Raw genomic sequence first — 23,583 nt, forward strand, 5'->3', positions numbered from 1 at the left:
TCGGACAAGATGAAGCCATGACGGACCAGCCGCCGAACGGCCTGCCCCGCTACCGCCTGCTCACCGGCCCGGACGACGCGAAGTTCTGCCACCGCGTCAGCGAGGCGCTCGAACTCGGCTACCGCCTGCACGGCTCGCCGGCGGCGACGTTCGACGGTGACCAGGTGATCGTGGCCCAGGCGCTGCTGTGGCAGGGCGAGCAGGGCTAGCTCACCGCGGTCCGGCGGAGGTACATCCCGGCGTAGGAGCACCACGGTGTCCACGCACGCGCACGTTCCGGCAGCGAGCCCGGCGGGATGCCCAGCGCCTCGGCGCCGCGCCGGACCACGGGGTCGTCGATCACCAGCACGTCCGGGGCCCCGAGCACACGCATCACCACGTCTTCCGCGGTCGACGGGCCGACGTACGTCAGCAACTCCGCGCGCAGCTCGGCCGCGTCCCGGCCGACGTGCACCTCCAGCCGCCCCGAAGCCAACGCCTCGGCCACCGGGTGGCCCGTCGCCGCGACCTGCGCCGCCGTCGGGAACAGCCGCGTCACGCCCCACTCGCCGGGGACCTCGTCGCCGGGTGGCAGCGCGACGTCGGGCAACGCCCGGAGCAGCAGCTCCTCGCCGTCCGCCGCGCCCGGGACCCGGATCCCCGGCACGGCCGCCACCGCCGGGGCCAGCGCCGGGTCGGCACCCAGCACCCGGGTGACCGCCGCCGGGTCGGCGTCGAGGTCGAGCAGCCGGCGCACGCGGCTGACCGCGCTGCCGAGGTCGCGCAGGTCGGTGAGCGTCAGCTCGCAGCGCACGTGGTCGGCCGCAGGCGTCAGCCGGACGACGCCGGTGCCGTGCGCGAGCCGCAGCGCCCGCGCGTAAGACGTCGAAGTCACCACTTCGACGCCCGGAACCGCGTGAGCCGCGAAGAAGCGGAGCAACCCGACAGCGTCGAACGGCGGCCGGAACGGCAACCGGAGGCTGAGCCGGGTGCCGCTCACATCGGGTCGACGCCGTGACGCGGCGAAGGCGCGAAGCTGCGAAGGCGTTGTCGCGAACACTTCGCGGATCGTCTCGTTGAACTGCCGCACGCTGGAGAACCCCGCCGCGAACGCGACGTCGGTCAGCGGCAGCTCGGACAGCTCGATGAGCAGCCGCGCCGAGTGCGCCCGGTGCGCGCGGGCCAGTGCGAGCGGGCCGGCGCCGAGTTCGGCGGTGAGGACCCGGCCGAGCTGGCGTTCCGAGTAGCCGAGCCGCCGCGCGAGGCCGGGGACGCCTTCGCGCTCCACGGTCCCGTCGGAGATCAGGCGCATCGCCCGCGCCGCGAGGTCGGCGCGCACGTTCCAGTCCGGCGAGCCGGGTACGGCGTCGGGCAGGCAGCGGCGGCAGGCGCGGAAGCCGTTGGCCTGCGCGGCCGCCGACGTCGGGAAGAAGCGGACGTTCTGCGCCTTCGGCGTCGACGCCGGGCACGACGGGCGGCAGTAGATGCCGGTGGTGCGGACGGCCATGATGAACTGGCCGTCGAAGCGCGAGTCGCGGGCGGTGACCACGCGGTAGCAGCGCTCGGCGTCGCGCCAGAGTGCGAGCGTTTCGGTGACCATGGATCCGAGCATGCCAGCAGGTCAGCGCCACGGCTGGCGGAAATCCGACGCGGCGTTGGGTGCATGGGGCCGGGGCGGGGGAGACACGTAGACTGCGGGGTCGTGAGCCTCACCCTCGGTATCGTCGGCCTGCCCAACGTCGGCAAGTCCACCCTGTTCAACGCGCTGACCCGCAACGACGTGCTCGCCGCGAACTACCCGTTCGCGACGATCGAGCCGAACGTCGGCGTCGTGCCGCTGCCGGACCCGCGGCTGGACAAGCTGGCCGAGCTGCACAAGTCCGAGAAGATCGTGCCGGCTGTGGTGTCCTTTGTGGACATCGCGGGCATCGTGAAGGGCGCGTCCGAGGGCGCCGGGCTGGGCAACAAGTTCCTCGCGAACATCCGCGAGGCCAACGCGATCTGCCAGGTCATCCGGGTGTTCGACGACCCCGACGTGATCCACGTCGACGGCCGCATCGACCCGTCGAGCGACATCGAGACGATCAACACCGAGCTCATCCTCGCCGACCTGCAGACGCTGGACAAGGCGCTGCCGCGGCTGGAGAAGGAAGCGCGGACGAAGAAGGAGAACAAGCCCGCGCTGGACAACGCCCAGAAGGCGAAGGAGATCCTCGACGCCGGGCGCACGCTGTTCCAGGCGCAGAAGGAAGTCGACTTCGACGCGCTGCGCGAGCTGAGCCTGCTGACGACGAAGCCGTTCCTCTACGTCTTCAACGCCGACGAGTCGGTCCTCACCGACGAAGCCCGCCGCGAGGAGCTGACCAAGCTGGTCGCCCCGGCGGACGCGGTGTTCCTCGACGCGAAGGTCGAGGCGGAGCTGCTGGAACTGGACGACGAGGAGTCGGTCCGCGAACTCCTGGAGTCGGTCGGCCAGCCGGAGCCGGGCCTCTATTCCCTGGCCCGCGCGGGCTTCCACACGCTCGGCCTGCAGACGTACCTGACGGCGGGCCCGAAGGAGTCCCGCGCCTGGACGATCCCGAAGGGCGCGACGGCCCCGCAGGCCGCGGGCGTCATCCACACGGACTTCGAGCGCGGCTTCATCAAGGCGGAGATCGTCTCATACGACGACCTGATGGAGCACGGCTCGATGGCGGCCGCCCGAGCGGCGGGCAAGGTCCGCATGGAGGGCAAGGACTACGTCATGGCCGACGGCGACGTGGTCGAGTTCCGCTTCAACGTCTGACGCACGCTGCGCGAGCAGAAACTACTGAGTGTTGTTTTCATTGGGCGCAGGGTATGCTGCGTCCAATGAAAGCTTCACCGAGCTTGCTGCCGCTGCTGCGTTCGCGCATGCAGGGTGAGCTGCTGGCGCTGGTCCTGCTCCACCCGGAGCGCGAGTACACCATCACCGAGCTCGCCGAGGCCTGTGGTGTCACGCCGACGGCGGTGCTGCGCGAGGTCGAACGGCTCGTCGGGGGCGGCATCCTGGCCGACCGGCGGGTCGGCCGGAGCCGGCTGGTCAAAGCCCGCACGGACACCCCGCTCTACCGGCCGTTGAGCGAGGTCATCGCGGTCACCTTCGGGCCGCTGCCGCTGCTCGCCGAGGCTTTGGCCGGTCTGGCGGGGGTGCGCGAGGCCTACATCTACGGGTCCTGGGCCGCGCGCTACCGCGGCGAAGCGGGGCCGCCGCCCGGGGACGTCGACGTGCTCGTCGTCGGTTCGCCCGATCCGGACGCGCTCTTCGACCTGGTCGAGGGCGTGTCGCGCAGGCTGGGCCGCGAGGTCAACGTGCACCGGATCGCGGCGGCGTCGTGGGCGGCGGACAGCGCGGATCCGTTCCTCACCAGCGTGCGCGAGCGTCCGCTGGTCCCGTTGCCCCTCGATCAGGAGACCGCCCGATGACCCGGTGGAACCAGGGACGCGCCACGATCGACGCGCTCATCGCGCGCGGTTCGCTCGAACACGTGCCGGCTTCGCGGGAGGCTGCGGAAGCGGAGCTCGTCAGGGCTCGCACCCACGTCGTTTCCGCGCGGCAGCTGCTGACCACGGATCCGGAAGGCGCCTACACGCTGGCGTACGACGGCGCCCGCCGGGCTTTGGCGGCCGTCCTGCAGAACCAAGGCCTGCGTGCGACGAGCCGCGGTGGCCACATCGCCGTCTACGAAGCGGTTCTCGCGCAACTCGATCCGCCGCTGGGGCCGCTTCTGCGTCCCTTCAACCGGATGCGAGTCCGGCGCAACGAAGTCGCCTACCGTTCTTCCGAGGCACCCGCGGTGACCGCCGAGGACGTGACCGCTGACGTGGCGAAGGTCGACGACCTCATCGGCGTCGCCGAGAAGACGATTCCCACCATGCCGCGCTACTGATGGAGAACACGTCGTCCCGCCCGCTGGCCCCGGACGAACGGGCCACCCTCGACGTCCTGCTCGCCCGGGACTTCCCCGGCGCGGCCGAGCTGCGGGTGCAGGCCGCCACGGCCCGGGTGACCGGCCGCTGCGGTTGTGGCTGCCCCACGATCGACCTCGCGGTGGACGAAACGACCCCGCGGGCGGCACTGGAGGAATCCGTCGCGGTCGAGGCCGACGCGCCGGACGGCGGGCTCATCGTGTTCGTCGACGAAGGCCGGCTCTCTTGCCTCGAGTACTGGACGACGACGGGCGAGACACCGGCGGGGTTCCCCAAGCCGGAGGAGATCCGTTGAGGGCGCCGCCGCGCTGAGAAGCTGACGGCACCCATCTTTCGACCAACGACAGGGACGCTTCGTGCGCGCGGGCTTGCTGACGGTCGATACTGCTCTCGAGTGTGTCCGTCATGGACCTCTGTGCGTCCGTCGTGGACGTGCTAGTGTCCCCTCGTGTGCCACTCGGCGCCATCGAGTGAGAGGTTGACCGTGCCTACGTACGCGTACTGGAATAACAAGGGGGGCACCGGCAAGACCAGCCTGTGCTTTCAATCGATCTGCTTCTACGCCAACGCTCACCCCGAGGAGCGAGTGCTGGCCATTGATGTTTGTCCGCAGGCGAATCTTTCGGAGTTGTTCCTTGGCGGACTGGCGAATGGAGGAAGTGATCGTCTGCTGGCTAGGCAGGGTGAGACGATCCGAGCTACTATCGGTGGCTATTTTCAGCTCCGCCTGCCCTCGCCCTATTCGGCTCCCAATTTCAATCCGGATGATTTTCTTACGCATCCAGTCGAGTACAATGAGCATGTCCCAGAGAATGTCGACCTGATCTGCGGTGATCCGCTCCTCGAGTTGCAGTCGAACGCAATTTCCACGCTTGCGAACACGCAGATTCCCGGCACGGACGCGTGGGTGACGGTGGTTGACTGGCTTCGCGACCTACTTGGGAGACTTGAAGGTCGTTATGACACAATCTTTGTTGATTGCAACCCGAGCTTCTCGATCTACACGCAGATCGCGCTGTCGGCGGTCGACCGGCTTGTCCTGCCGGTGATGGCCGATGACTCGTCTCGTCGTGCCATTCAGAACGCGTTCTCCTTGGTATACGGTCTCAAGCTTCCGTCGGACATCTACTTGGCCTACGCGTTCGCCACGCGACTGCAGAAAGTTGGGAGGGTGCTACCAAAGGTGCATCTGATTGCGAAAAACCGGCTTACTCAATACATCACGGATGCCTCCGCGTACTCTGCGGTCTTGGAGACGATCGAGCTGGATGTACGGAAATTGCTGGCAAGCAACCCTGAGATCTTCGCGTTCGACGAGGTTGAGGATGGCGTTATCAGTATCCGGGACTTCCAGACAACCGGCGTGGTGGCCTTCTCGCACGGTTGTCCGCTTTATGCGCTCAAGTCTGGCAAACGGAATGTACTTGGTCGCCGGGTCACCGTTAAAGAAGACTACCGGCTTAACATGGTTGCCGCGATGAACGATCTTGTCGACAAGTTGTAATACATACGCTGGGCGATCGACGACCAGATGTGGCCCTATGAGTTGCCGTGCTGGTGTGCACCTACAGGACCTTAGGTGACCTGTCAGGTGCGCTGTCCACTGACTGAAGGCGCCGCCGCGCTGAGATCAGAGCGGCGGCGCGGACACGCTCAGCCGAGCAGGCCCATCAGTGCGATGGCGATCAGCACCACCGCGGGGGCGAGGGCGTTGATCCAGGCGCGCTGCGCGGGGGTGAGGGCGGCGGTGCTGTTCATGGCGTTTCCTAGGGCCGAAACCGATGCTTCCGCCCTGCTCAGCGCGCTGATCATGCCCTTCGTTAGCGCCTGTGATCGAACTCACCGGCATCCGGGTGACGGCGGCCCCGGACGGTGAACCAGAGCACACCGCCGGCTGCTGCCACCATCGTCGCGAATGCCGCTGTGCCGACCACGATCGCCTGGGTCATGACCACCTCTCCTAGCAAAGTCGTTTACTGGGAGACGTCGAAACCGAGAAAAAGTGCACTCAGCGTAACCAGAATCACAGGGCGGCGATGACCGAGTCGATCTCGGCCGCCAGGGAGAAGTCCTTCGCCGTGAGGCCGCCCGCCGAATGCGTGCTGAGGCGGAACGTCACGGTGCGCCAGCGGATGTCGATGTCCGGGTGGTGGTCGGCCGCTTCGGCGAGGACCGCCACGCGGTCCACCGCCTCGATCGCCTGGGAGAACGAAGCCAGCTCCACCTCGCGGGAGATCACCGCTCCGGTGCGCGTCCAGTTCGCGCCCAGACGTCCGTCGGCCTCGGAGTCGCTCAAGATTTCCGTCATGTCTCCATGGTCGTCCGTCCTGGACTACGCTGCACGGTTGCCACGGGAGTCCGGTCAGCCGGGCTGAGAGGCGGGTCACCCCGCGACCGTTCGCACCTGACCGGATCATGCCGGCGAAGGGAGGGCTTTCCCTCCTCGTCCGGCGAAGTGCAGGAGGGGTAGATGAAACGCAGGGCTGTTCGCGCCGCGACGGCCGTCGCCGTGGTCAGCGTCGTCGCCGCGGGGTGCTCGCTGTCGGACGGCGACGGTGGCACGCAGCAGACGCCCACCGTCACCCTCGTGACGCACGACTCCTTCCTGGCGCCGCAGGAGGTGCTCGACGCCTTCCAGAAGCAGTCGGGCATCAAGATCTCCGTGCTCAAGCAGGGCGACGCCGGATCGCTGACCAACAAGCTCGTGCTCACCAAGGCCAACCCGGTTGGCGATGTCGCGTACGGCGTCGACTCGACGTTCGCCTCGCGCGCGCTCAAGGAAGGCGTCTTCGAGCCCTACACCAGCCCGGAGGCCGACCGCGGGCCGCAGCGCTACGCCGTCGATCCCGAGCACCGGCTGTCCGCCGTCGACGTCGGGGACGTCTGCGTCAACGTCGACGCGAACTACTTCGCCACCAAGGGGATCCTGGCGCCCGCGAGCTACGACGACCTGGCCGACCCGAAGTACAAGGACCTCCTCGTCGCCGAGGACCCGGCCACCGCGTCGCCCGGGCTCGCGTTCCTGCTCGGCACCATCGCGAAGTACGGCGAGGCCGGCTGGAAGGACTACTGGACGAAGCTGAAGGCCAACGGCCTCAAGGTGGTCAGCGGCTGGGAAGAGGCCTACACCGAGGAGTTCTCCGGCTCCTCCGGCAAGGGGCCGCGGCCGATCGTCGTCTCGTACGCGTCTTCGCCCGCCGCCGAGGTGGGTGACGACGGGAAGCCGCGCACCAAGGCGCTGCTCGACACCTGCTACCGGCAGGTGGAGTACGCCGGCGTGCTGGCAGGCGGCAAGCAGACCGAGAGCGCGCGCAAGGTGGTCGACTTCCTGCTGTCGCAGCAGTTCCAGGCGACCGTCGCGGCCAACATGTACGTCTACCCGGCGCGCCAGGGCGTCGACCTGCCCGCGGGCTGGGCGCAGGTCGCGCCGCTGCCGCAGAAGCCGGAAGCGCTGACGGCGGACCAGGTGCAGGCCGGCCGGGAGAAGTGGATCGGCGAATGGCGCACGCTCGTGCAGTAGTGACCCCACCCAGGACTGCCCGCGGTTTCGGCCTGGCATTGCTCGGCCTGGCTCCGATCGGCTTCCTGGTGGTGTTCTTCGCCTGGCCAGTGCTGGCGATCGTCGGGCGCGGGTTCGCCGAGGGCGGCCTCGACGTCGTCCTCGGCGACGCGCGGACCTGGCAGCTGGCCGGGTTCACCGTGGCGAGCGCGGCGGCGTCGACCGTGGTCGCCGTGGTCGCCGGGCTCCCGGTGGCGTTCCTGCTGGCCCGGGTGAAACTGCCGGGCGTCGGCCTGGCGCGGACGCTGGTGCTGGTTCCGTTCGTGCTGCCGACGGTCGTCGTCGGGCTGGCGTTCCGCGCGCTCTGGCCGGACGGCGGCGTGCTGCCGATCGTGCTGGCCAACGCCTTCTTCAACGTCGCCGTCGTCGCGCGCACGGTCGCCGGGCTGTGGGCGCGGCTGGATTCGCGGACGACCGACGCCGCCCGCGCGCTCGGCGCGTCGCCGTGGCGGGCCTTCCGCTCGGTGACGTTGCCCGCGCTGGCCCCGGCGATCGCGTCCGCCGCGGCCGTGGTGTTCCTGTTCTGCGCCACCAGTTTCGGGGTCGTCCTGATCCTCGGCGGCGCCCGCTACCGGACGCTCGAGACCGAGATCTACCTGCGGACGGTCGACCTCCTCGACCTGTCCGGCGCGGCCGCGCTTTCGCTGATCCAGTTCGCGGCCGTGGTCGCCGCGCTGGTGCTCGGCGGGCTGGCCCGGCGGCGCAAGGAGGGGGCCAGGACCGGAGCCGGCGGAGCGCGGCGGCCGCGCGGTGGCGAGTGGTGGAGCGTCGGCGCCGCGGGGGTCGTCCTGGCGATGCTCTTGACGCCGATCCTCGCGCTGCTCGCCGAGTCCGTGTCCACAGAGGACGGCTGGAGTCTCGAGGGGTACCGCGCGCTGAGTGGCACCGGGGAAAAGGGTGCGCTGCAGGTGTCCGGCTGGGATGCCGCGGTGAACTCGCTGAAGGTGGCGATCGACGCGACGCTGCTTGCGATGGTGGTCGGCGTGCTCGCGTCCGTGGTGCTGGTGGCGCTGCGCCGCTCGCCCGCCCGGACCGCGCGCGGCCTCGGCGAGACGATGGACGCCGTCCTGATGCTGCCGCTGGGCGTGTCCGCGGTGACCGTCGGCTTCGGTTACCTGGTCACGCTCGACGCGCTGCCCGGCGACCTGCGGACGTCGCCCTACCTCGTCCCGCTGGCCCAGGCGCTGGTGATCACGCCGCTGATCGTGCGGATGGTGCTGCCGGTGCTGCGCTCGGTCGACGTCCGGCTGCGGCAGGCCGCCTCGACGCTCGGCGCGAGTCCGCTGCGGGTGTGGCGCGAGATCGACCTGCCGCTGGCGCTGCGCCCGCTGGTCGCCGCCGCCGGGTTTGGTTTCGTTGTCGCGCTCGGCGAGTTCGGCGCGACCAGCTTCCTGGCCCGGCCGACGGCGCCGACGCTGCCGGTCGCGATCGCGTCGCTGATGGGACGGCCGGGGGAGCTGAACAACCAGATGGCGTACGCCGCGTGCGCGCTGCTGATGCTCGTGACGGTGCTGGCGGTCGCGGTGATCGAACGGCTCGGACGCGGCCGGGTGGGAGAGTTCTGATGGCGCTGGCGGTGCGGGACCTGACCGTCCACTACGGATCGTTCGCCGCGGTGCGCGACGCCCGGCTGGACATCGCCGACGGCGAGGTGCTGGCGCTGCTCGGCCCGTCCGGCTCGGGGAAGTCGACGCTGCTGCGCGCGATCACCGGGCTCGAGCCGGGCGCCCGCGGCTCGGTGAGCTGGGACGGCGACGACCTCGGCGCGGTGCCGGTGCACCGGCGCGGGTTCGGGCTGGTGTTCCAGGACGGCCAGCTCTTCGGCCACCGCGACGTCGCCGCGAACATCGCGTTCGGTCTGCGCATGCACGGCGTACCCCGCGCGCAGTGGGCGCCGCGGGTGGCCGAACTGCTGGCGCTGGTCGGCTTGACCGGTTTCGAAAAGCGGCGGGTGACGGAGCTGTCCGGCGGTCAGGCCCAGCGGGTCGCGCTGGCCCGGGCGCTCGCACCGAAGCCGCGCTTGCTGCTGCTCGACGAGCCGCTGTCCGGTTTGGACGCCGGGTTGCGCGAGCAGCTGGCCATCGACCTCGCGGAGTTGTTGCGACGCAGCAAGATCACGGCCCTGCTGGTGACGCACGACCAGGAGGAGGCCTTCACGCTCGCCGACCGCGTCGCGGTGCTCGACGCCGGGGAGGTCCGGCAGGAGGGCGCGGTCCGGCGCGTGTGGCGCAACCCGGCCGACGACGACGTGGCGCGTTTCCTCGGCGTGACGACGTTCGTGGACGGCGTCGTCGCGGGCGGGATGGCGCACACGTCCCTCGGTGACGTGGCGCTGCCGGACGTCGGCGACGGCCCGGTCCGGCTCGGGCTGCGGCCGCACGCGCTGCGGACGGCCACCGAAGGCGTGCCGGGCGAGGTGTCCGCGGCGGTGCACCGCCGCGAACACCTGCGCCTGGTGGTCCGCCTGTCGGAGTCCACTGTGGACGCGGTCGCGCCCGCGGCGTCCGACCTGCGCGCCGGCGACCGGGTGCACCTCGCACTGGACCCCGACGGGCTGGCGGTGGTCGAGAGTCAGCCGTCGCGGGTGGAGAGGCGCGCGTAGGCCAGCGAGAGGCCGATGACGATGTAGCAGGCCGCTCGCAACGCGCCCTCGCCGAGCATCTGCGTGCCCATCGGGTCCTGCAGCACCTCCGCCGGCGCCATCGACCAGTTCCGCGTCAGCAGGAACGGGTGCAGCCAGTCCAAAGAGGACAGGAAGCCGAGGATGGTGAACACGATGTCCGCCGCCAGGACGGACGCCACCACCAGCATCGGGTGCTCGGTCCAGCTGGAGATCGCCAGCGCCACCGCGCCGACCGCCCACAGCTGGAGCACCACCCAGCCCGCCACCAGCAGGATCCGCGCCAGCGCGCCGCCGAGCGACAGCGTCGTGCCCGACAGCGTGAACAGCGAGTCCGTGCCGTTGATGATCAGGCCGGTGACGACGCCCGTGACGCACATCGCGAGCACCGAGACCACCGACACGGTCGCGACGCCGAACGCCTTCACCGCCAGGAGGCGGCCCCGGCCGACCGGGGCGATCAGCCAGCCGCGCAGCGTGCCGTGGGCCGTCTCGCCCGCGATCGCGTCCGCGCCCGCCATCGCCGAAGCCAAGGGCAGCAGCAGCGCCAGCGACATCACGATCGCCGCGATCGGGAGGACGAACGCGTTGTTGACCGCGGACGCCAGCAGCGCGCCGCCGCCGTCGTCCGGGCCGCCGCCGGTCTGCGGATTGTCGTCCACCAGCGTCAGGCCGATGCCGATCACCACCGGGATCAGCGCCAGCAGGCCGAGCACGGCCAAGGTGCGCGGCCGCCGGAAGATCCAGCGCAGTTCCGCGGCCAGCAGCCGGGGCAGCGGCACCGTGTCGTGGCCCGTCCGGGCCGCCGGTGCGTCGAGAACCGCGGTCATTCCGCCCCCTCCGTAAGCCGCGCGAACAGGTCTTCGAGCCCGGTGCGCGCCCGCGTCGCCTCGTGGACCGCGACCCCCGCGCCCACCAGGACCTGCAGCACCCGCGGGGCCTCCGTCGCCGTGAGGTCGGCGCGGACGCCGTCCGGCGTGAGCCGGGCGCCGATCCGGTTCTCCCGCAGCACTTCCACCGCCTGGTCCGCGTCCGGCGTGCGGACCAGCAGGGCCGCGTTCCCGGACTCCAGCAGCTCGGCCAGCTCGCCCTGCGCGACGACGTTCCCGCTCTGCAGCACGGCGACGTGCGTGCAGGTCGCTTCGACCTCGGCCAGCAGGTGCGACGACACCAGCACGGTGACGCCCTCGGCGTGCAGCTCGGCGACGATCCTGCGGATCTCCCTGGTACCCGCAGGGTCGAGGCCGTTGGTCGGCTCGTCGAGCACGACCATCTTGCGCGGCACGAGCAGCGCCGAAGCGAGCCCCAGCCGTTGCTTCATGCCGAGCGAATAGCCCTTGTACCGCCGTCGCGCGGCGGCGGTCAGCCCGACGCGCTCCAGCGCCGAATCCACCGCCAGGGGAATCCCCGACGACGTCAGCCGGGGTTCCGCGGCGGCGAAGCGCAGCAGGTTGTCGCGCCCGGACAGGAACGGGTGGAAGCCCGGGCCCTCGACCAGCGCGCCGACGTCCGGCAGCGCGTGCGCGGCGGCGTCCGGCATCGGGCGGCCGAGCAGCTCGACCTCGCCCTCGGTCGGCCGGACCAGGCCGAGCAGCATCCGGATGGTGGTCGTCTTGCCCGAGCCGTTCGGCCCGAGCATCCCCACGACCGCGCCCTGCGGGATGTCGAGGTCGACGTGGTCCACCGCGACGGTGCTGCCGTACACCTTGCGCAACCCCCGGGTGCGCGCGGCGAGCGGGACCGCCGGGGCGGACGCCTCCGAAGAGACGTCCGCCCCGGACTCCACAGCGGTGCTGGTCACTTCTGACCCAGCGCCTCGTAGAGGACCTGCTCCGGCACCGCGCCGGCGGCGAACCGGCCGTCGTCGGTCAGCACCGCGGTGCCGACCTTCGTGGTGACGAGGTAGCCGCTGCCCCAGGTGCCGCTGACCTTCTTCGCGAAGCGCTCGAGCAGCGCCTTCGGGTCGGCGGGCGCGCCCTTGCGGTCGCCCTGTGCCTTCGGCGCCGCGTTCAGCGCGTCGGCCGGGACCTTGCCGGTGACGACGGTGTCCCACCCGTCGCCGACGACCTTGACGTCCTGCTTCGCCTGCTCGGCGAGGTCCTTGTGCTGCTGGTCGATCGCCGGCGTCTTCTCTTCCACCTTCGCGCCCTTCGGCGGGGTGAAGGCGAAGAGGTCGGCCGGCTGCTGCGTGAACTCGATCTCGCTGAACGCGACCTCGAGTGCCGGCGTCGACGTGCCGTTGCTCAGCACCGACACCCGCAGCGGCATCCGCGTCTGCGAGTCGACCGCGACGCGGATCTCGCGCAGCAGCGTCCGCTCGGTCGGCTTCGGCGTCAGGACCAGCTCGTAGGCGGGCCGGTCGGCGACGGTCGCGGTGCCGTCGACCGACACCGTGCTGCTCTCCCGGACCTTCGCGAGCAGCTCGGTGCTCGCGGCGATCGGGTCGGCGGTCTTGTCGCTGCCCGCGCCCTTCTGCTTGGCGACGTCGGCCGGGATGGTCACCTTGGTCGCGGTGTTCGTCTTGGAGCTGTAGTCCCAGACGGTCGTGCCGTCGTGGACCACGGTCTCCTGGCTGGCCCCCTGCGTGACCGCGAGCCGGCTCTTGCCGGCGCCGTCGCTGAAGATGTGCGCCGAATCCATGGTGAGCGCCGACGCGCCCGGCACCGCGTTCCCCACCGCGGGCAGGCCCAGGTCGTTGCTCACCTTCACCGTGCCGTCGAACGCGCCCGGCTTCGCCTTGACCACCGACTGGACCAGGTCCTCGGCGCTCACCTGCGGCAGCGCCGGCTTGTCGTCCGCACTGGCCGGCATCGCGACGAACGCGAGCCCGCCGGCGCCGAGCGCGGTGCCGACGACCGCGGCGGTGATGCCCTTCGTCTTCGGTTTCATGCGTCTCTCCCTGTGGTGTTCCCGGGCCGAGTGTGCCCGGTTCCCTGGCCACGACGCTTCCCTCTCGAGGCTGAGATACCCCTGAAGGTTCTCCCTCCCCGGCTGAGATCGTGCTGAGAGCCGCCGCACGACCTGCGCGAACCGGTCATGATGAACCTCGTGAAACCTCGGGTGCTGGTGGTCGACGACGAACCGGGCGTGCGAAAGGCGCTGCAACGCGGGCTGCGCGCGGAGGACATGGACGTGGTCACCGCCGCGGACGGGCCCACCGGGCTGCAGCTGGCGAGCACGGGCTCCTTCGACGTCATCCTGCTCGACATCATGCTGCCGGGCCTGTCCGGCTACCGCGTGCTGGAGCGGCTGCGCAAGGACGGCGTCACGACGCCGGTGCTGCTCGTGTCGGCCAAGGACGGCGAGATCGACCAGGCCGACGGCCTCGACCTCGGTGCCGACGGCTACCTCGTCAAGCCGTTCTCCTTCGTCGTGCTGGTCGCGCAGGTGCGCGCGACGCTGCGCCGAGCCGGTCCCGACGCGAGCCGCGGCACGCTGCGGCTCGGCGCGCTGGCCGTCGACCGCGGGCTGCGGCAGGTGCACTGGAACGGCGAGGAGGTCGGGCTGAGCCCGCGCGAGTTCGCGCTGCTCGAAGTGCTCGTCGGGCGCGCGGGCACGGTCGTCACGAAGGACGAGCTGCTGCGCGCGGTCTGGGGTGAGGAGCAGGCCGTGACGCGCAACCTCGTCGAGGTCTACGTCGGATACGTACGACGTAAGTTGGACGCGGTCGGCGCCGGCGCGTTGCTGCGGACCGTGCGCGGGCACGGCTACCTGGCCTCGGACGCGGAGCTCGACGAGGTCATCACCCCGTGATCGGGTGGTGGCGGGGCCGGTCCCTGCAAGTGCGGATCACCCTGCTGGCCGCGACGATCACCCTGGTCTGCCTGCTCGGGCTGGCGGCGCTGGCCGCGTCGAACCTGTCGCCGCTGCTCATCGGCTCGGTCGACCGCGAGCTCTCGAGCGCGCTCGGTCCGGCCGGCGCCGAAGTGAGCGCCGGGCGCCCGCTGTCCGGCGCGGCGCCGGTGACGCTGCGCGTGCTGGACACCGCGGGCGCGCCGGTGGACGGCGGCACCCCGACCGGCCTTACGTTGTACGACATCTCGACGCTGAAGGCCGGGCAGCCGGTCCAGCGCGACGGCGCGCGGTACCTCGGCACCGTCGTCAGCGCGCCGGACGGGGCGCAACGGCTGGTCGTGGCCGGCGCGGGCCTGGTCGGGTTCTCGGCCGCGGTGCACTACGGCGGGGTGTGGCTGGTCGTCGTCGCGTCGGTCGGCGCGCTGGTCGCGGGCTTCGCGACGTGGCTGGTGGTGCGCCTGTCCCTGCGGCCGGTCGCGCGCATGCGGGGTTCGGTGCGGGCGCTGCCGCCGGGTGCGCGCCTGGCGCTGCCGGACTCCCACGACGAGCTGCGCGCGCTGGCGGAGGAGTTCAACGCGCTGCTGGAGCGGCAGGAGCAGGCGGCCGAGCGCCTGCGGCGGTTCACCGGCGACGCGGCGCACGAGCTGCGCTCGCCGGTCGCGTCGATCCGGGTGCAGGCCGAGGTCGCCGTCACGAACCCGGATCCGGAGCTGTCCCAGGAGACGCTGTCGGACATCCTCACCGAGGCCGAGCGGCTGTCGTCGCTGCTGGACGGGCTGTTGTCGCTGGCGCGCTCGGACGCGGGCGAGGTGCCGCCGGCTTCACCCGTCGAGCTGGTGAGCGAGGTGCGGTCCGCCGTGGCCCGGCTTCCCACGGGGGCGCCGGAGGCGCGGGTGAGCACGGCGGTGGCGCAGGCCTGGGCGTCGGCCGCGCACGCCGAGGTGGAGCTGGTGCTGGACAACCTGCTGCGCAACGCCTGCCGCTACGCGCGCGGCGAGATCGTGGTGTCGGTGCTGGCGTCCCGCTCGACGGTCCGGGTGGTCGTCGACGACGACGGCCCCGGCATCGCGCCGGAGCACCGCGAGAAGGTGTTCGACCGGTTCTACCGGATCGCCGACGACCGGGCCCGCTCGTCGGGCGGAACCGGGCTCGGGCTGGCGATGGTGGCGGAGACGGTCCGGCGCCGCGGCGGACGGGTGCAGGTGGGGGAGTCCCCGGACGGCGGCGCCCGGTTCGTGGTGGTCTGGCGCGCGGCCGGTCCGGGGTCGTGAGTGTTCAGTCGGGTTAGAACCCGACTGAACACTCACGACCGGGGGCGCTGGGGCTTCCGGGTAGATTCCGGGGCTGTGAACGGTGTGATCGTGGGTGCCGCCCTCGTGCGTGACGGGAAGCTGCTCGCCCAGCAGCGCGCCTGGCCCGCCGACCACGCGGGACAGTGGGAGCTGCCGGGCGGCGGGGTCGAACCCGGCGAGTCGGACGCCTTCGCGCTCGCCCGCGAGTGCAGCGAGGAGCTCGACGTCGTCATCGAGGTCGGCGCGCGCGTCGGGGACGACGTGCCGCTGCCGGGCGGGAAGGTGCTCCGCATCTACGCCGCTTCGCTCGTTTCGCCCGGTGAGGAGCCGCGGGCGGTCGAGCACCGAGCCGTGCGCTGGCTCGGGCTCGACGACCTCGACGACGTCGACTGGCTGCCCGCCGACCGCCTCCTGCTCCCGGACCTGCGCGCGCTGCTCAGTTAGCCCCGATCATCCGCAGGGCCGCGTCGAGCCGGTGGGAGCCGCGCTCCCGGGCGCGCTCGGCGCCCGCCTTGCGGACCCGGTCCAGCTCCGCGACGTCGTCGAGCAGCGTTAACGCTCGTTCACGCAGCGGGCGCAGCTCCTCGATCACCGCGTCCGCGACGGCGTCCTTGACCGCGCCGTACGTCGTGAACTCCCCGGCCAGGTCCGACGGCGACCCGCCCCGGCAGGCGGCCAGGACCTCCAGCAGGTTCGCCATCCCCGGCCGGGTCTCCGGGGCGTGCACCGGCACCGAACCGCCGTCGGTGACCGCGCGGCGGATCTTGCGGCGGATCTGGTCCGGCTCGTCCAGCGCGAACACCACGCCGGCCGCGTCGCGCGTCGACTTCGACATCTTGCGCGCCGGGTCGGTGAGGTCCTTCACCCGCGCGCCCGCCGGCGGGAGGACGGCCTCCGGGATGGTGAAGACCTCGCCGTACGTGCTGTTGAAGCGCTTGGCCAGTGTCCGCGTCAGCTCGACGTGCTGCCGCTGGTCCTCGCCGACCGGGACCTCGTCCGCGCCCTGGAGCAGGATGTCCGCGGCCATCAGCGCGGGGTAGGTCAGCAGCGACAGCCGCACGCCGGCTCGCCCCTTCGACTTCTCCTTGAACTGGATCATCCGCGCGGCCTCGCCGTAGTTGCAGGTGCACTCCAGGACCCAGGTCAGCGCGCCCAGCTCGCGGGCCAGGTCGGACTGGACGAACACCCGCTCCGGATCGATGCCAGCGGCGATCAGCACGGCCAGCTGCTCCCTCGCCAGTGATCGGAGTTTCGGCGGGTTGTGCGGGGTCGTCATGCCGTGCAGGTCGGCGACGAAGTACAGGTCGTCCTCGCCGCCTTCACGGGCCCAGCGGCGGACCGCGCCGAGGTAGTTGCCGAGGTGGACGTGACCGGACGGCGTGATCCCGGACAGCTTGCTCACGTGTCTTCCTTTCGGGGCGGGGGCCACCCCGGAGAAGGCACGAAAAAAAGGCCGCCCGTCCGGGGCGGCCGCTGGTGATCAGCGCAGGACTAGACGGCCGCCGAGGGCGGCCACCAGCTGGACGTCTGCGCGTGCATGCGGCGAGCATAGGCGGGAAGGGGCTTGCGGGTCTACCGTCTAACCATGTATGTCGTCCTGCTGAACTACACGGCCCCGATCGAGCAGATCGACCTCGCGCTCCCGGACCACCAGGAATGGCTGAACAAGCAGTACGAACACGGCCACTTCCTCGCGTCCGGGCGGCGGAATCCCCGCGTCGGAGGTGTCATCATCACGCGTCCGCTGAACCGCGGGAAGCTCGACGCCATCCTGGCGTCCGACCCGTTCTGCGTGCAGCACCTCGCGCAGTACGAGGTCATCGAGTTCTCGCCGACGAAGACCGCTCCGGAGCTGCGCTTGCTCAACGAAGCGGTACCGCACTAGGCGGCCAGATCCTGCTTCGCCTTCTTCAGCGCCAGCACCGGGCACTTCTTGCAGCGCGGCTTCGACCGGCAGCACTTCTTCTTGACCTTGCCGGCCTTCATCAGCTTGCGGACGACCTTCCGGGGGTCGTCCGGCTGCTTCTTGCCCACGCGCACGCACCTTCCGGATCGGCGACGCTACCGGGTATCCACGTTAGGTGAGGCTAACCGACCGGGGGCGTGGGCCTGCTCACAAACGCGCGGAAGGTATCCTTGGTGAGGTCCGCGTGTGACCAGAGCCGGTCACGGGATGCCTGACGGCTTGCGCGGCCACCCACCCCTTGAAGTTCAGGAGTCTTCGCGTGCCCGCAGCCAGCGCTACCGTCGAAACCGGCCGGCCGACCGGTAAGACCCGGCCCGACCTGCGCAATGTCGCGATCGTAGCCCACGTCGACCACGGCAAGACCACCCTCGTGGACGCGATGCTGCGCCAGTCCGGCGCCTTCGCGGAGCGGGCCGAGGTCGTCGACCGCGTGATGGACTCCGGTGAGCTCGAGCGGGAAAAGGGCATCACCATCCTCGCGAAGAACACCTCGATCCACCGCCAGACCCCCGAGGGCCAGGTGACGATCAACGTCATCGACACCCCCGGCCACGCCGACTTCGGCGGCGAGGTCGAGCGCGGCCTGGCCATGGTCGACGGCGTCGTGCTGCTGGTCGACGCGTCCGAGGGACCGCTCCCGCAGACCCGTTTCGTACTGCGTAAGACGCTCGAGGCCGGCCTGCCGGTGATCCTGCTGGTCAACAAGACCGACCGCCCGGACGCCCGGATCGCCGAGGTCGTCGAGGAGACTCACGACCTGCTGCTCGAGCTGGCCAGCGACATCGAGGACGCCGACCACGACGCGATCCTCGACCTCCCGGTCGTCTACGCCTCCGCGCGCGCCGGCAAGGCGAGCCTGGAGCAGCCCGCCGACGGCGAGGTCCCCGAGAGCGAGAACCTCGACCCGCTGTTCGACACGCTGCTGCGCCACGTGCCGCCGCCCGCCGCCGACCTCGACGCGCCGCTGCAGGCGCTGGTCACCAACCTCGACGCGTCGAACTTCCTCGGCCGCATCGCGCTGATCCGCATCCACGCCGGCAAGCTGCGCAAGGGCCAGACCGTGGCCTGGATGCGCGAAGACGGCAACGTCCAGAACGTCCGGATCTCCGAGCTGCTGGTCACCGAGGCGCTCACCCGCGTCCCGGCGACCGAGGCCAGCGCCGGCGAGCTGGTCGCCATCGCGGGCATCCCGGACATCACCATCGGCGACACCCTCGCCGACTCCGACAACCCGGTGGCGCTGCCCCGGATCACGGTCGACGAGCCCGCGATCTCGATGACCATCGGCGTCAACACCTCGCCGCTGGCGGGGCGCAACGGCGGCGACAAGGTCACCGCGCGGCTGGTCAAGGCCCGCCTCGACCAGGAGCTGATCGGTAACGTCAGCATCCGCGTGCTGCCGACCGAGCGCCCCGACACCTGGGAGGTCCAGGGTCGTGGCGAGCTGGCGCTGGCCATCCTCGTCGAGCAGATGCGCCGCGAGGGCTTCGAGCTGACCGTCGGCAAGCCGCAGGTGGTCCTGCGCACGATCGACGGCAAGCTGCACGAGCCGTTCGAGCGCCTCTACATCGACTCGCCGGAAGAGCACCTCGGCGCGATCACCCAGCTCCTGGCCGCCCGCAAGGGCCGCATGGAGGACATGAGCGGCAACGGCACCGGCCGGATCAAGCTGGAGTACGTGCTCCCGTCGCGCGGCCTGATCAGCTTCCGCACCGACTTCCTGACCGAGACCCGCGGCACCGGCATCGCGAACCACGTGTTCGAGGGCTACTTCCCGTGGGCGGGCGAGATCCGCACCCGGCACAGCGGCTCCTTGGTCGCCGACCGCACCGGCCCGGTCACCGCGTACGCGATGATCCAGCTGGCCGACCGCGGCACCTTCTTCGTCGAGCCGGGCGCCGAGGTGTACGAGGGCATGGTCGTGGGCGAGAACCCGCGCTTCGAGGACCTCGACATCAACATCACCAAGGAGAAGAAGCTGACGAACATGCGTCAGTCCTCCGCCGACGTGATGGAGACGCTGGCCCGCCCGCGCAAGATGGGCCTGGAAGAGGCGCTGGAGTTCTGCTCCGTCGACGAGTGCGTCGAGGTCGCGCCGGAGGTCGTCCGGGTCCGCAAGGTCACCCTGGACGTCAACACCCGCGCGAAGGAGCGTTCGCGCGCCAAGAGCCGCGACAACGGCTGATCCCCTCGAGACCGCGAAAAGCCTCCCGGCGCCCGCCGCCGGGAGGCTTTTTCGTGTCGCCTCCGCTACGCCGGGTGGAAAAGCGCCGGACGGGCTGTCACCGAATGCGGTGTGCTTCTCCTTATATCTTTATGGGGCCGCCGTCGTGTTCCGCCGTTCCGGAACGGTCCGGGAACCCGGACGGTGTTCCGCGCGTCCTTTTCCCATAGCGGCACCAAGGGGCGGTGGGCCCGGCCGATCCGGGTATGGGAATCTCGGTTTCGGCCGCGAAGGCGGCCGTGGGAGCATGGCTGACCCGATCGGCGGAATCTGGGAGGAACGGGGCGTGCGGGTGAATCGCAAGGGAGTGCCGGTACTGGCACTCGCGGCCGTGCTGCTCACCGCGTGCTCCAACACCCCGCCACCGCCGGTGGTGTCCTCTTCGGTCGCCCCGGTGTCGACCACCGGCAAGACGCCCTCGCAGATCGTCGTCGGCGTCGACGACGTCCTCGGCGGGTACAACCCGCACAACCTCGCGGACTCGTCCCAGGTGACGTCGGCGCTGTCGCAGCTGCTGCTGCCCTCGGTGTTCCGCCAGAAGGACGACGGCAGCACCCAGCTCGACAAGAGCCTCATGAAGTCCGCCGAGGTGGTCTCGCAGCAGCCGTTCGTGGTCGCCTACGAGGTCCGGCCGGACGCGTCCTGGTCCGACGGCGCGCCGATCGCGGCCGAGGACTTCGACTACCTGCGGACGCAGATGCGCGACCAGCCCGGCGTGGTCGAGCCGGCCGGCTACCGGCAGATCACCGACCTGCAGTCCCGCGAGGGCGGCAAGCGCGTCGAGGTCACCTTCGCCAAGCCCTACCCCGGCTGGCAGGGGCTGTTCTCCGGCCTGCTGCCCGCCCACCTGCTCAAGGACGCGCCCGACGGCTGGCGCGGGGCGCTCGCGGCGAACTTCCCGGCCATCGCCGGTCCGTTCTCGATCAAGAGCATCGACACCGCCCGCGGCGAGGTCATCCTCGAGCGCAACGAGCGCTACTGGGAGAAGCCCGCGGCGATCGACCGGATCGTGCTGCGCCGGTCGGACCAGAACACCCTGCTGGCCGCGCTGCAGAGCGGCAACGACCAGTTCGCGCTGGCCAGGACCACCGGCGACGAGCTCAAACGGCTCGGCGAGCTGGGTTCGGCCGTGCGGCTGCACACGGTGGCCCGGCCGGTCGTGGCCGGCGTGCTGCTGCGCCCGGTCAGCGCGACCCTGCACGACGCCCAGGTCCGCGCCGGGGTGGCCGCGTTCCTCGACCGGAACAAGCTCATCACCGAAGGCGTCGCCGGCGGCCCGTCGTCGACGCTGCACGCCGATGCCCAGGTGAAGGCGCCGTCGGAGGCCGGGTACGCGGCGACCATCCCGCCCGGCCCGCCGACCGCGCCCGACGTCGCCAAGGCCGAGGAGTCGCTGAAGGCCGCGGGCTACGCCAAGACGGCGGGCACCTGGCGCAAGAACGGCAAGGCGCTCTCGCTCGTGATCGCCTCGCCGGGCACCCAGGAGCCGTACGCCTCGATCGCCAAGGAGCTCACCGCCCAGCTCGTCGCGCAGGGGATCGAGGTCAACGCGATCACCCCGCAGCCGCGCGACCTGTTCGGCGGGCTGCTCGCGATGCCGGTCGTCAACGGCGTCCAGCAGCCGACCGGCGACTCGGCGGGCAACGTCGGGATCGACATCGCGGTCGTGCCGCAGGCGGTCGGCGGCGACCCGGCCTCGGTGCTCGCGTCGAGCTTCGGCTGCCGCCCCGAGCAGACGGTCACCGGCGCCGATCCGGCCAAACCCGTCGTTCCGGGCAATTCGGCCGGGTTCTGCGACACCGCGCTGCAGCCGTCGATCGACGCGGCGCTCTCCGGATCGACCCCGATCACCGAAGCGCTCACCACTCTTGAGCCTGAACTTTGGCGGCAGAACGTGGTGGTCCCGCTGTTCCAATTGGCTGACACCCTCGCCATCGGATCGGGCATCTCGGGCGTCACGCCAGGTCCCCCCATGGTGGGCCCATTCGGGTCCGCGGTGAACTGGACTCGCGGCCCGAAGTAATCGTTCGACTACGCATTCAGTACTACTGGGTGATCTTGACCGACGCCTTCGAGTGGGCGGCTGTGAATCCGTGAGGTAACCGTCGTATTTCTGGATGTCCACTGGAAGTCACCCTTTGGTCACGATCGACCCTGAACTGGTGACTGTCGGTGCTTTTCCTTTCTAGCGTGCTCCCGCAGTGCGCCAGTTGAGTGTCGCTTGGCGTGTCGTAGGCTCCGGCCCATCCAAACCGGAGCGGTGTGGGCCCTTGTCCCGATATTCAAGGGTTCAGTGCTAGGAGGGCACACTTCATGAGGAGATCCAAAGCAGTCTCCGCTTTGTCGCTCGTCGCCGGCGCTTCGCTGCTGCTGAGCGCCTGCAGCGGTGGTGATTCGGGCTCGGGCAACACCGATCAGAACGGATCGTCGACCGACGTCAAGTCGATGGCTGCCGGCAAGGCCGAGACCGGTGACCTGTTCAAGCTCGCGGACACCCCGGGGTACGACGGTACGGTCACGATCGGTATCGACGACGGGTACTCGGGGTACAACAACCAGACCCCGGACACCAACAGCTCGTACAACAACTACGTCCTGACCGCGGTGCTCTCCGGTACGTTGAAGCTCGACGGCAACAACAAGGTGCTGCTGAACAACGACGTCTTCGAGTCGTGGGACGTCACGCAGAAGGACCCGCAGCAGGTCACCTACAAGATCAAGCCGAACGTCAAGTGGTCGGACGGTCAGGCGTACGACTGCAAGGACCTGTACCTGGCGTGGCTGTCGCAGAGCGGCCTGGCGAAGGGCCCGGACGGCAAGAACCCGTTCAACTCGGCCTCGACCACCGGGTACTCGCTGATCAAGACGGCGACGTGCAAGGACAACCTGACCTTCGTCACCGACTACAGCGAGCCCTACCTCGACTACAAGGGCCTCTTCAACGCGCCGGCGATCATGCCCGCGCACATCCTCGAGGCCAAGACCGGCATCGCGGACATCACGAAGCTGGCCCCGACCGGCGACCCGGCGCAGATCAAGGCCGCCGGTGACTTCTGGTCGAACGAGTGGAAGGGCTTCAAGGCGGACATCATGCCGTCGTCGGGCCCGTACAAGATCACCGCGTTCGACGCCAACCAGAAGGCCGTCACCCTCGAGAAGAACCCGACCTGGGTCGGCGGCAAGGGTGGCCCGTCGAAGATCATCATCCGCGCCATGGAAGACACCAAGGCGATGGCGACCGCGCTGCAGAACGGTGAGATCGACGTCGCGGCGTCGACCCAGCCGGACGCCACCGCGGCCCAGACGATGAAGGGCCTCGCGGCCCAGGGCGTGACCTACGGTTCGGCCTCGCAGCTGACCTACGAGCACCTCGACCTGAACTTCAAGCGCATGTTCGCCGACAAGGACCTCCGCAAGGCGTTCCTCGAGTCGGTCAACCGCAAGGAGATCACGGACAAGCTGCTCAAGGAGGTCCAGGCGGACGCGGAGCCGCTGAACAGCGTCGTCTTCTTCCAGGGTGAAGAGGGTTACACCGACCTGTACAGCAGCAAGGCGGGCCTGGGCGCCGACGCGGCGGCCAAGACGCTGACCGACGCCGGCTGGGTCAAGGGCGGCGACGGCATCTTCGCCAAGAACGGCCAGCGCGCTTCGTTCAAGATCACGCACAACCAGAACGCGCGCCGCAGCCAGACCGTCGAGATCATCATCTCGCAGGCCAAGCTGGCCGGCATCGAGGTCAAGGACGAGACCGACGCCAACTTCCTCAAGGGTGGCCGCGTCTCGACCGGTGACTACGACGTCGCGCTGTTCGGCTGGTCCGCCCAGCCGTTCAAGGCGGAGTCGAAGTCGATCTACGTCTGCCCGGACAAGGGTGGCGAGCAGAACTACCAGTCGCTGTGCGACCCGAAGATCGACGACGCCTACAACGCCGCGGTGAAGGCGACCGACGAGCAGGTCAAGCTGCAGAAGTACCAGGAGGCCGACAAGGCCATCGCGGACGACTACGCGACCCTGCCGCTGTTCCAGACGCCGAGCATGTGGGCGTTCAAGGGCATCGACCGCGTCTACATGCAGTCGTACGACGGTGTGCTGTGGAACGTCGGCGAGTGGGAGCAGAAGAAGTAGGGCTCGTCCCGCCTCTTCTTTCCCCTCGCTCCAGATGACCTGGGAGGTACCGGGGTTCGGCCAAAAGCCGGGCCC

The 23,583-nt window shown here is 70.3% G+C and carries 24 protein-coding genes and 1 riboswitch; of the genes, 16 read left to right on the top strand and 8 right to left on the bottom strand.

All coding sequences use genetic code 11. From position 1 onward, the window contains the following. Positions 1–17 precede the first annotated feature (17 nt). Positions 18–209 (top strand): DUF1737 domain-containing protein, encoded by a 192-nt coding sequence (locus SD460_RS13210; protein WP_125312655.1) that lies wholly within the window; start codon positions 18–20, stop codon positions 207–209. On the opposite strand, the gene SD460_RS13215 is transcribed toward SD460_RS13210, so the two are convergent. After that, positions 206–1,579, bottom strand: coding sequence for a DNA-3-methyladenine glycosylase 2 family protein (locus SD460_RS13215; protein WP_290056940.1), 1,374 nt, complete (start codon positions 1,577–1,579; stop codon positions 206–208). The two genes, SD460_RS13210 and SD460_RS13215, sit on opposite strands and share 4 nt — an antisense overlap. Before the next feature lie 102 nt (positions 1,580–1,681). Here SD460_RS13215 and ychF point away from each other — a divergent pair, with 102 nt between their 5' ends. From ychF to SD460_RS13240, 5 genes are all read left to right on the top strand, one after another. Next, on the top strand, positions 1,682–2,764 hold the full coding sequence (ychF, locus tag SD460_RS13220) for a redox-regulated ATPase YchF (RefSeq protein WP_290056939.1): 1,083 nt from the start codon (positions 1,682–1,684) through the stop codon (positions 2,762–2,764). A gap of 65 nt (positions 2,765–2,829) precedes the next feature. After that, entirely contained in the window at positions 2,830–3,423 is a 594-nt protein-coding gene (locus SD460_RS13225) for an ArsR family transcriptional regulator (RefSeq protein WP_290056938.1), read from the top strand. Then, positions 3,420–3,887, top strand: a complete 468-nt coding sequence (locus SD460_RS13230) for a hypothetical protein (RefSeq protein ID WP_290056937.1) — start codon at positions 3,420–3,422, stop codon at positions 3,885–3,887. The genes SD460_RS13225 and SD460_RS13230 overlap by 4 nt, the downstream gene beginning before the upstream one ends. Then, a complete protein-coding gene (locus tag SD460_RS13235) occupies positions 3,887–4,222 on the top strand; it encodes a hypothetical protein (RefSeq protein ID WP_290056936.1) in 336 nt (111 codons plus the stop codon). The genes SD460_RS13230 and SD460_RS13235 overlap by 1 nt, the downstream gene beginning before the upstream one ends. A 189-nt stretch (positions 4,223–4,411) precedes the next feature. Beyond that, complete coding sequence (locus SD460_RS13240; RefSeq protein WP_290056935.1) at positions 4,412–5,431, top strand: ParA family protein; 1,020 nt, start codon at positions 4,412–4,414, stop codon at positions 5,429–5,431. A gap of 316 nt (positions 5,432–5,747) precedes the next feature. On the opposite strand, the gene SD460_RS13245 is transcribed toward SD460_RS13240, so the two are convergent. Then, the gene (locus SD460_RS13245) at positions 5,748–5,876 is read right to left on the bottom strand and encodes a hypothetical protein (protein ID WP_290056934.1); all 129 of its coding nucleotides are present in this window, start codon (positions 5,874–5,876) and stop codon (positions 5,748–5,750) included. A 74-nt stretch (positions 5,877–5,950) separates the two neighbouring features. Continuing rightward, positions 5,951–6,235 (bottom strand): 4a-hydroxytetrahydrobiopterin dehydratase, encoded by a 285-nt coding sequence (locus tag SD460_RS13250; RefSeq protein ID WP_290056933.1) that lies wholly within the window; start codon positions 6,233–6,235, stop codon positions 5,951–5,953. Positions 6,236–6,267: 32 nt separating this feature from the next. Next, positions 6,268–6,375: riboswitch (TPP riboswitch) on the top strand. A gap of 22 nt (positions 6,376–6,397) precedes the next feature. Here SD460_RS13250 and SD460_RS13255 point away from each other — a divergent pair. The 3 genes from SD460_RS13255 to SD460_RS13265 are packed head-to-tail and all read left to right on the top strand — an operon-like array spanning position 6,398 to position 10,088. Further along, entirely contained in the window at positions 6,398–7,447 is a 1,050-nt protein-coding gene (locus tag SD460_RS13255; RefSeq protein WP_290056931.1) for a thiamine ABC transporter substrate-binding protein, read from the top strand. Further along, the gene (locus tag SD460_RS13260; protein WP_438860628.1) at positions 7,426–9,051 is read left to right on the top strand and encodes an ABC transporter permease; all 1,626 of its coding nucleotides are present in this window, start codon (positions 7,426–7,428) and stop codon (positions 9,049–9,051) included. Before SD460_RS13255 ends, SD460_RS13260 begins: the two co-directional genes overlap by 22 nt. Continuing rightward, positions 9,051–10,088: an ABC transporter ATP-binding protein gene (locus tag SD460_RS13265; RefSeq protein WP_290056930.1), complete on the top strand. Its 1,038-nt coding sequence runs from the start codon at positions 9,051–9,053 to the stop codon at positions 10,086–10,088. Before SD460_RS13260 ends, SD460_RS13265 begins: the two co-directional genes overlap by 1 nt. Here the strand turns inward: SD460_RS13265 and SD460_RS13270 are convergent. From SD460_RS13270 to SD460_RS13280, 3 genes are read right to left on the bottom strand one after another with little or no spacing between them, the layout of a single operon-like run. After that, positions 10,058–10,936, bottom strand: coding sequence for an ABC transporter permease (locus tag SD460_RS13270; protein ID WP_290056928.1), 879 nt, complete (start codon positions 10,934–10,936; stop codon positions 10,058–10,060). The genes SD460_RS13265 and SD460_RS13270 overlap by 31 nt on opposite strands. Next, the gene (locus SD460_RS13275) at positions 10,933–11,907 is read right to left on the bottom strand and encodes an ABC transporter ATP-binding protein (RefSeq protein ID WP_318306199.1); all 975 of its coding nucleotides are present in this window, start codon (positions 11,905–11,907) and stop codon (positions 10,933–10,935) included. The genes SD460_RS13270 and SD460_RS13275 overlap by 4 nt, the downstream gene beginning before the upstream one ends. Then, positions 11,904–12,995 carry a LolA family protein gene (locus SD460_RS13280; RefSeq protein WP_290056927.1) on the bottom strand — a complete coding sequence of 364 codons (1,092 nt, stop codon included), beginning with the start codon at positions 12,993–12,995 and terminating at the stop codon, positions 11,904–11,906. The genes SD460_RS13275 and SD460_RS13280 overlap by 4 nt, the downstream gene beginning before the upstream one ends. 147 nt (positions 12,996–13,142) lie before the next feature. Between SD460_RS13280 and SD460_RS13285 the strand changes: the two genes are divergently transcribed. The 3 genes from SD460_RS13285 (at position 13,143) to SD460_RS13295 (ending at position 15,637) form a co-directional block, all read left to right on the top strand. Next, entirely contained in the window at positions 13,143–13,859 is a 717-nt protein-coding gene (locus tag SD460_RS13285) for a response regulator transcription factor (protein ID WP_290056925.1), read from the top strand. Further along, positions 13,856–15,172 carry a sensor histidine kinase gene (locus SD460_RS13290; protein ID WP_318306200.1) on the top strand — a complete coding sequence of 439 codons (1,317 nt, stop codon included), beginning with the start codon at positions 13,856–13,858 and terminating at the stop codon, positions 15,170–15,172. The genes SD460_RS13285 and SD460_RS13290 overlap by 4 nt, the downstream gene beginning before the upstream one ends. A 75-nt stretch (positions 15,173–15,247) precedes the next feature. Beyond that, positions 15,248–15,637, top strand: a complete 390-nt coding sequence (locus SD460_RS13295) for an NUDIX domain-containing protein (RefSeq protein WP_290056923.1) — start codon at positions 15,248–15,250, stop codon at positions 15,635–15,637. Here SD460_RS13295 and trpS read toward each other — a convergent pair. Continuing rightward, positions 15,630–16,595 carry a tryptophan--tRNA ligase gene (gene trpS / locus SD460_RS13300; protein ID WP_290056921.1) on the bottom strand — a complete coding sequence of 322 codons (966 nt, stop codon included), beginning with the start codon at positions 16,593–16,595 and terminating at the stop codon, positions 15,630–15,632. The genes SD460_RS13295 and trpS overlap by 8 nt on opposite strands. A 183-nt stretch (positions 16,596–16,778) precedes the next feature. Between trpS and SD460_RS13305 the strand changes: the two genes are divergently transcribed. Next, on the top strand, positions 16,779–17,078 hold the full coding sequence (locus SD460_RS13305; protein ID WP_086859227.1) for a YciI family protein: 300 nt from the start codon (positions 16,779–16,781) through the stop codon (positions 17,076–17,078). Here SD460_RS13305 and SD460_RS13310 read toward each other — a convergent pair. Next, positions 17,075–17,227, bottom strand: coding sequence for a hypothetical protein (locus SD460_RS13310; protein WP_169734962.1), 153 nt, complete (start codon positions 17,225–17,227; stop codon positions 17,075–17,077). The genes SD460_RS13305 and SD460_RS13310 overlap by 4 nt on opposite strands. 191 nt (positions 17,228–17,418) lie before the next feature. On the opposite strand from SD460_RS13310, the gene typA reads away from it, so the two are divergent. The 3 genes from typA to SD460_RS13325 all read left to right on the top strand — a co-directional run bounded on the left by typA (position 17,419) and on the right by SD460_RS13325 (position 23,508). After that, positions 17,419–19,344, top strand: a complete 1,926-nt coding sequence (typA, locus tag SD460_RS13315; RefSeq protein ID WP_290056919.1) for a translational GTPase TypA — start codon at positions 17,419–17,421, stop codon at positions 19,342–19,344. Between the two features lie 325 nt (positions 19,345–19,669). After that, the gene (locus SD460_RS13320; RefSeq protein WP_290056944.1) at positions 19,670–21,406 is read left to right on the top strand and encodes an ABC transporter family substrate-binding protein; all 1,737 of its coding nucleotides are present in this window, start codon (positions 19,670–19,672) and stop codon (positions 21,404–21,406) included. A gap of 290 nt (positions 21,407–21,696) precedes the next feature. Then, positions 21,697–23,508 carry an ABC transporter family substrate-binding protein gene (locus SD460_RS13325; protein ID WP_290056918.1) on the top strand — a complete coding sequence of 604 codons (1,812 nt, stop codon included), beginning with the start codon at positions 21,697–21,699 and terminating at the stop codon, positions 23,506–23,508. Positions 23,509–23,583: the final 75 nt, after the last annotated feature.

Source organism: Amycolatopsis solani (genome assembly GCF_033441515.1).
Classification (GTDB): domain Bacteria; phylum Actinomycetota; class Actinomycetes; order Mycobacteriales; family Pseudonocardiaceae; genus Amycolatopsis; species Amycolatopsis solani.

What these genes read in the sequence shown, in the direction of transcription:
- SD460_RS13210 (WP_125312655.1), top strand. Translation starts at nt 18, where the DNA reads ATGACGGACCAGCCGCCGAACGGCCTGCCCCGCTACCGCCTGCTCACC.
- SD460_RS13270 (WP_290056928.1), bottom strand. Translation starts at nt 10,936, where the DNA reads ATGACCGCGGTTCTCGACGCACCGGCGGCCCGGACGGGCCACGACACG.
- SD460_RS13230 (WP_290056937.1), top strand. Translation starts at nt 3,420, where the DNA reads ATGACCCGGTGGAACCAGGGACGCGCCACGATCGACGCGCTCATCGCG.
- SD460_RS13265 (WP_290056930.1), top strand. Translation starts at nt 9,051, where the DNA reads ATGGCGCTGGCGGTGCGGGACCTGACCGTCCACTACGGATCGTTCGCC.
- SD460_RS13280 (WP_290056927.1), bottom strand. Translation starts at nt 12,995, where the DNA reads ATGAAACCGAAGACGAAGGGCATCACCGCCGCGGTCGTCGGCACCGCG.
- SD460_RS13260 (WP_438860628.1), top strand. Translation starts at nt 7,426, where the DNA reads ATGGCGCACGCTCGTGCAGTAGTGACCCCACCCAGGACTGCCCGCGGT.
- SD460_RS13305 (WP_086859227.1), top strand. Translation starts at nt 16,779, where the DNA reads ATGTATGTCGTCCTGCTGAACTACACGGCCCCGATCGAGCAGATCGAC.
- SD460_RS13215 (WP_290056940.1), bottom strand. Translation starts at nt 1,579, where the DNA reads ATGGTCACCGAAACGCTCGCACTCTGGCGCGACGCCGAGCGCTGCTAC.
- SD460_RS13245 (WP_290056934.1), bottom strand. Translation starts at nt 5,876, where the DNA reads ATGACCCAGGCGATCGTGGTCGGCACAGCGGCATTCGCGACGATGGTG.
- SD460_RS13325 (WP_290056918.1), top strand. Translation starts at nt 21,697, where the DNA reads ATGAGGAGATCCAAAGCAGTCTCCGCTTTGTCGCTCGTCGCCGGCGCT.
- SD460_RS13255 (WP_290056931.1), top strand. Translation starts at nt 6,398, where the DNA reads ATGAAACGCAGGGCTGTTCGCGCCGCGACGGCCGTCGCCGTGGTCAGC.
- SD460_RS13285 (WP_290056925.1), top strand. Translation starts at nt 13,143, where the DNA reads ATGATGAACCTCGTGAAACCTCGGGTGCTGGTGGTCGACGACGAACCG.
- SD460_RS13250 (WP_290056933.1), bottom strand. Translation starts at nt 6,235, where the DNA reads ATGACGGAAATCTTGAGCGACTCCGAGGCCGACGGACGTCTGGGCGCG.
- SD460_RS13235 (WP_290056936.1), top strand. Translation starts at nt 3,887, where the DNA reads ATGGAGAACACGTCGTCCCGCCCGCTGGCCCCGGACGAACGGGCCACC.
- SD460_RS13225 (WP_290056938.1), top strand. Translation starts at nt 2,830, where the DNA reads ATGAAAGCTTCACCGAGCTTGCTGCCGCTGCTGCGTTCGCGCATGCAG.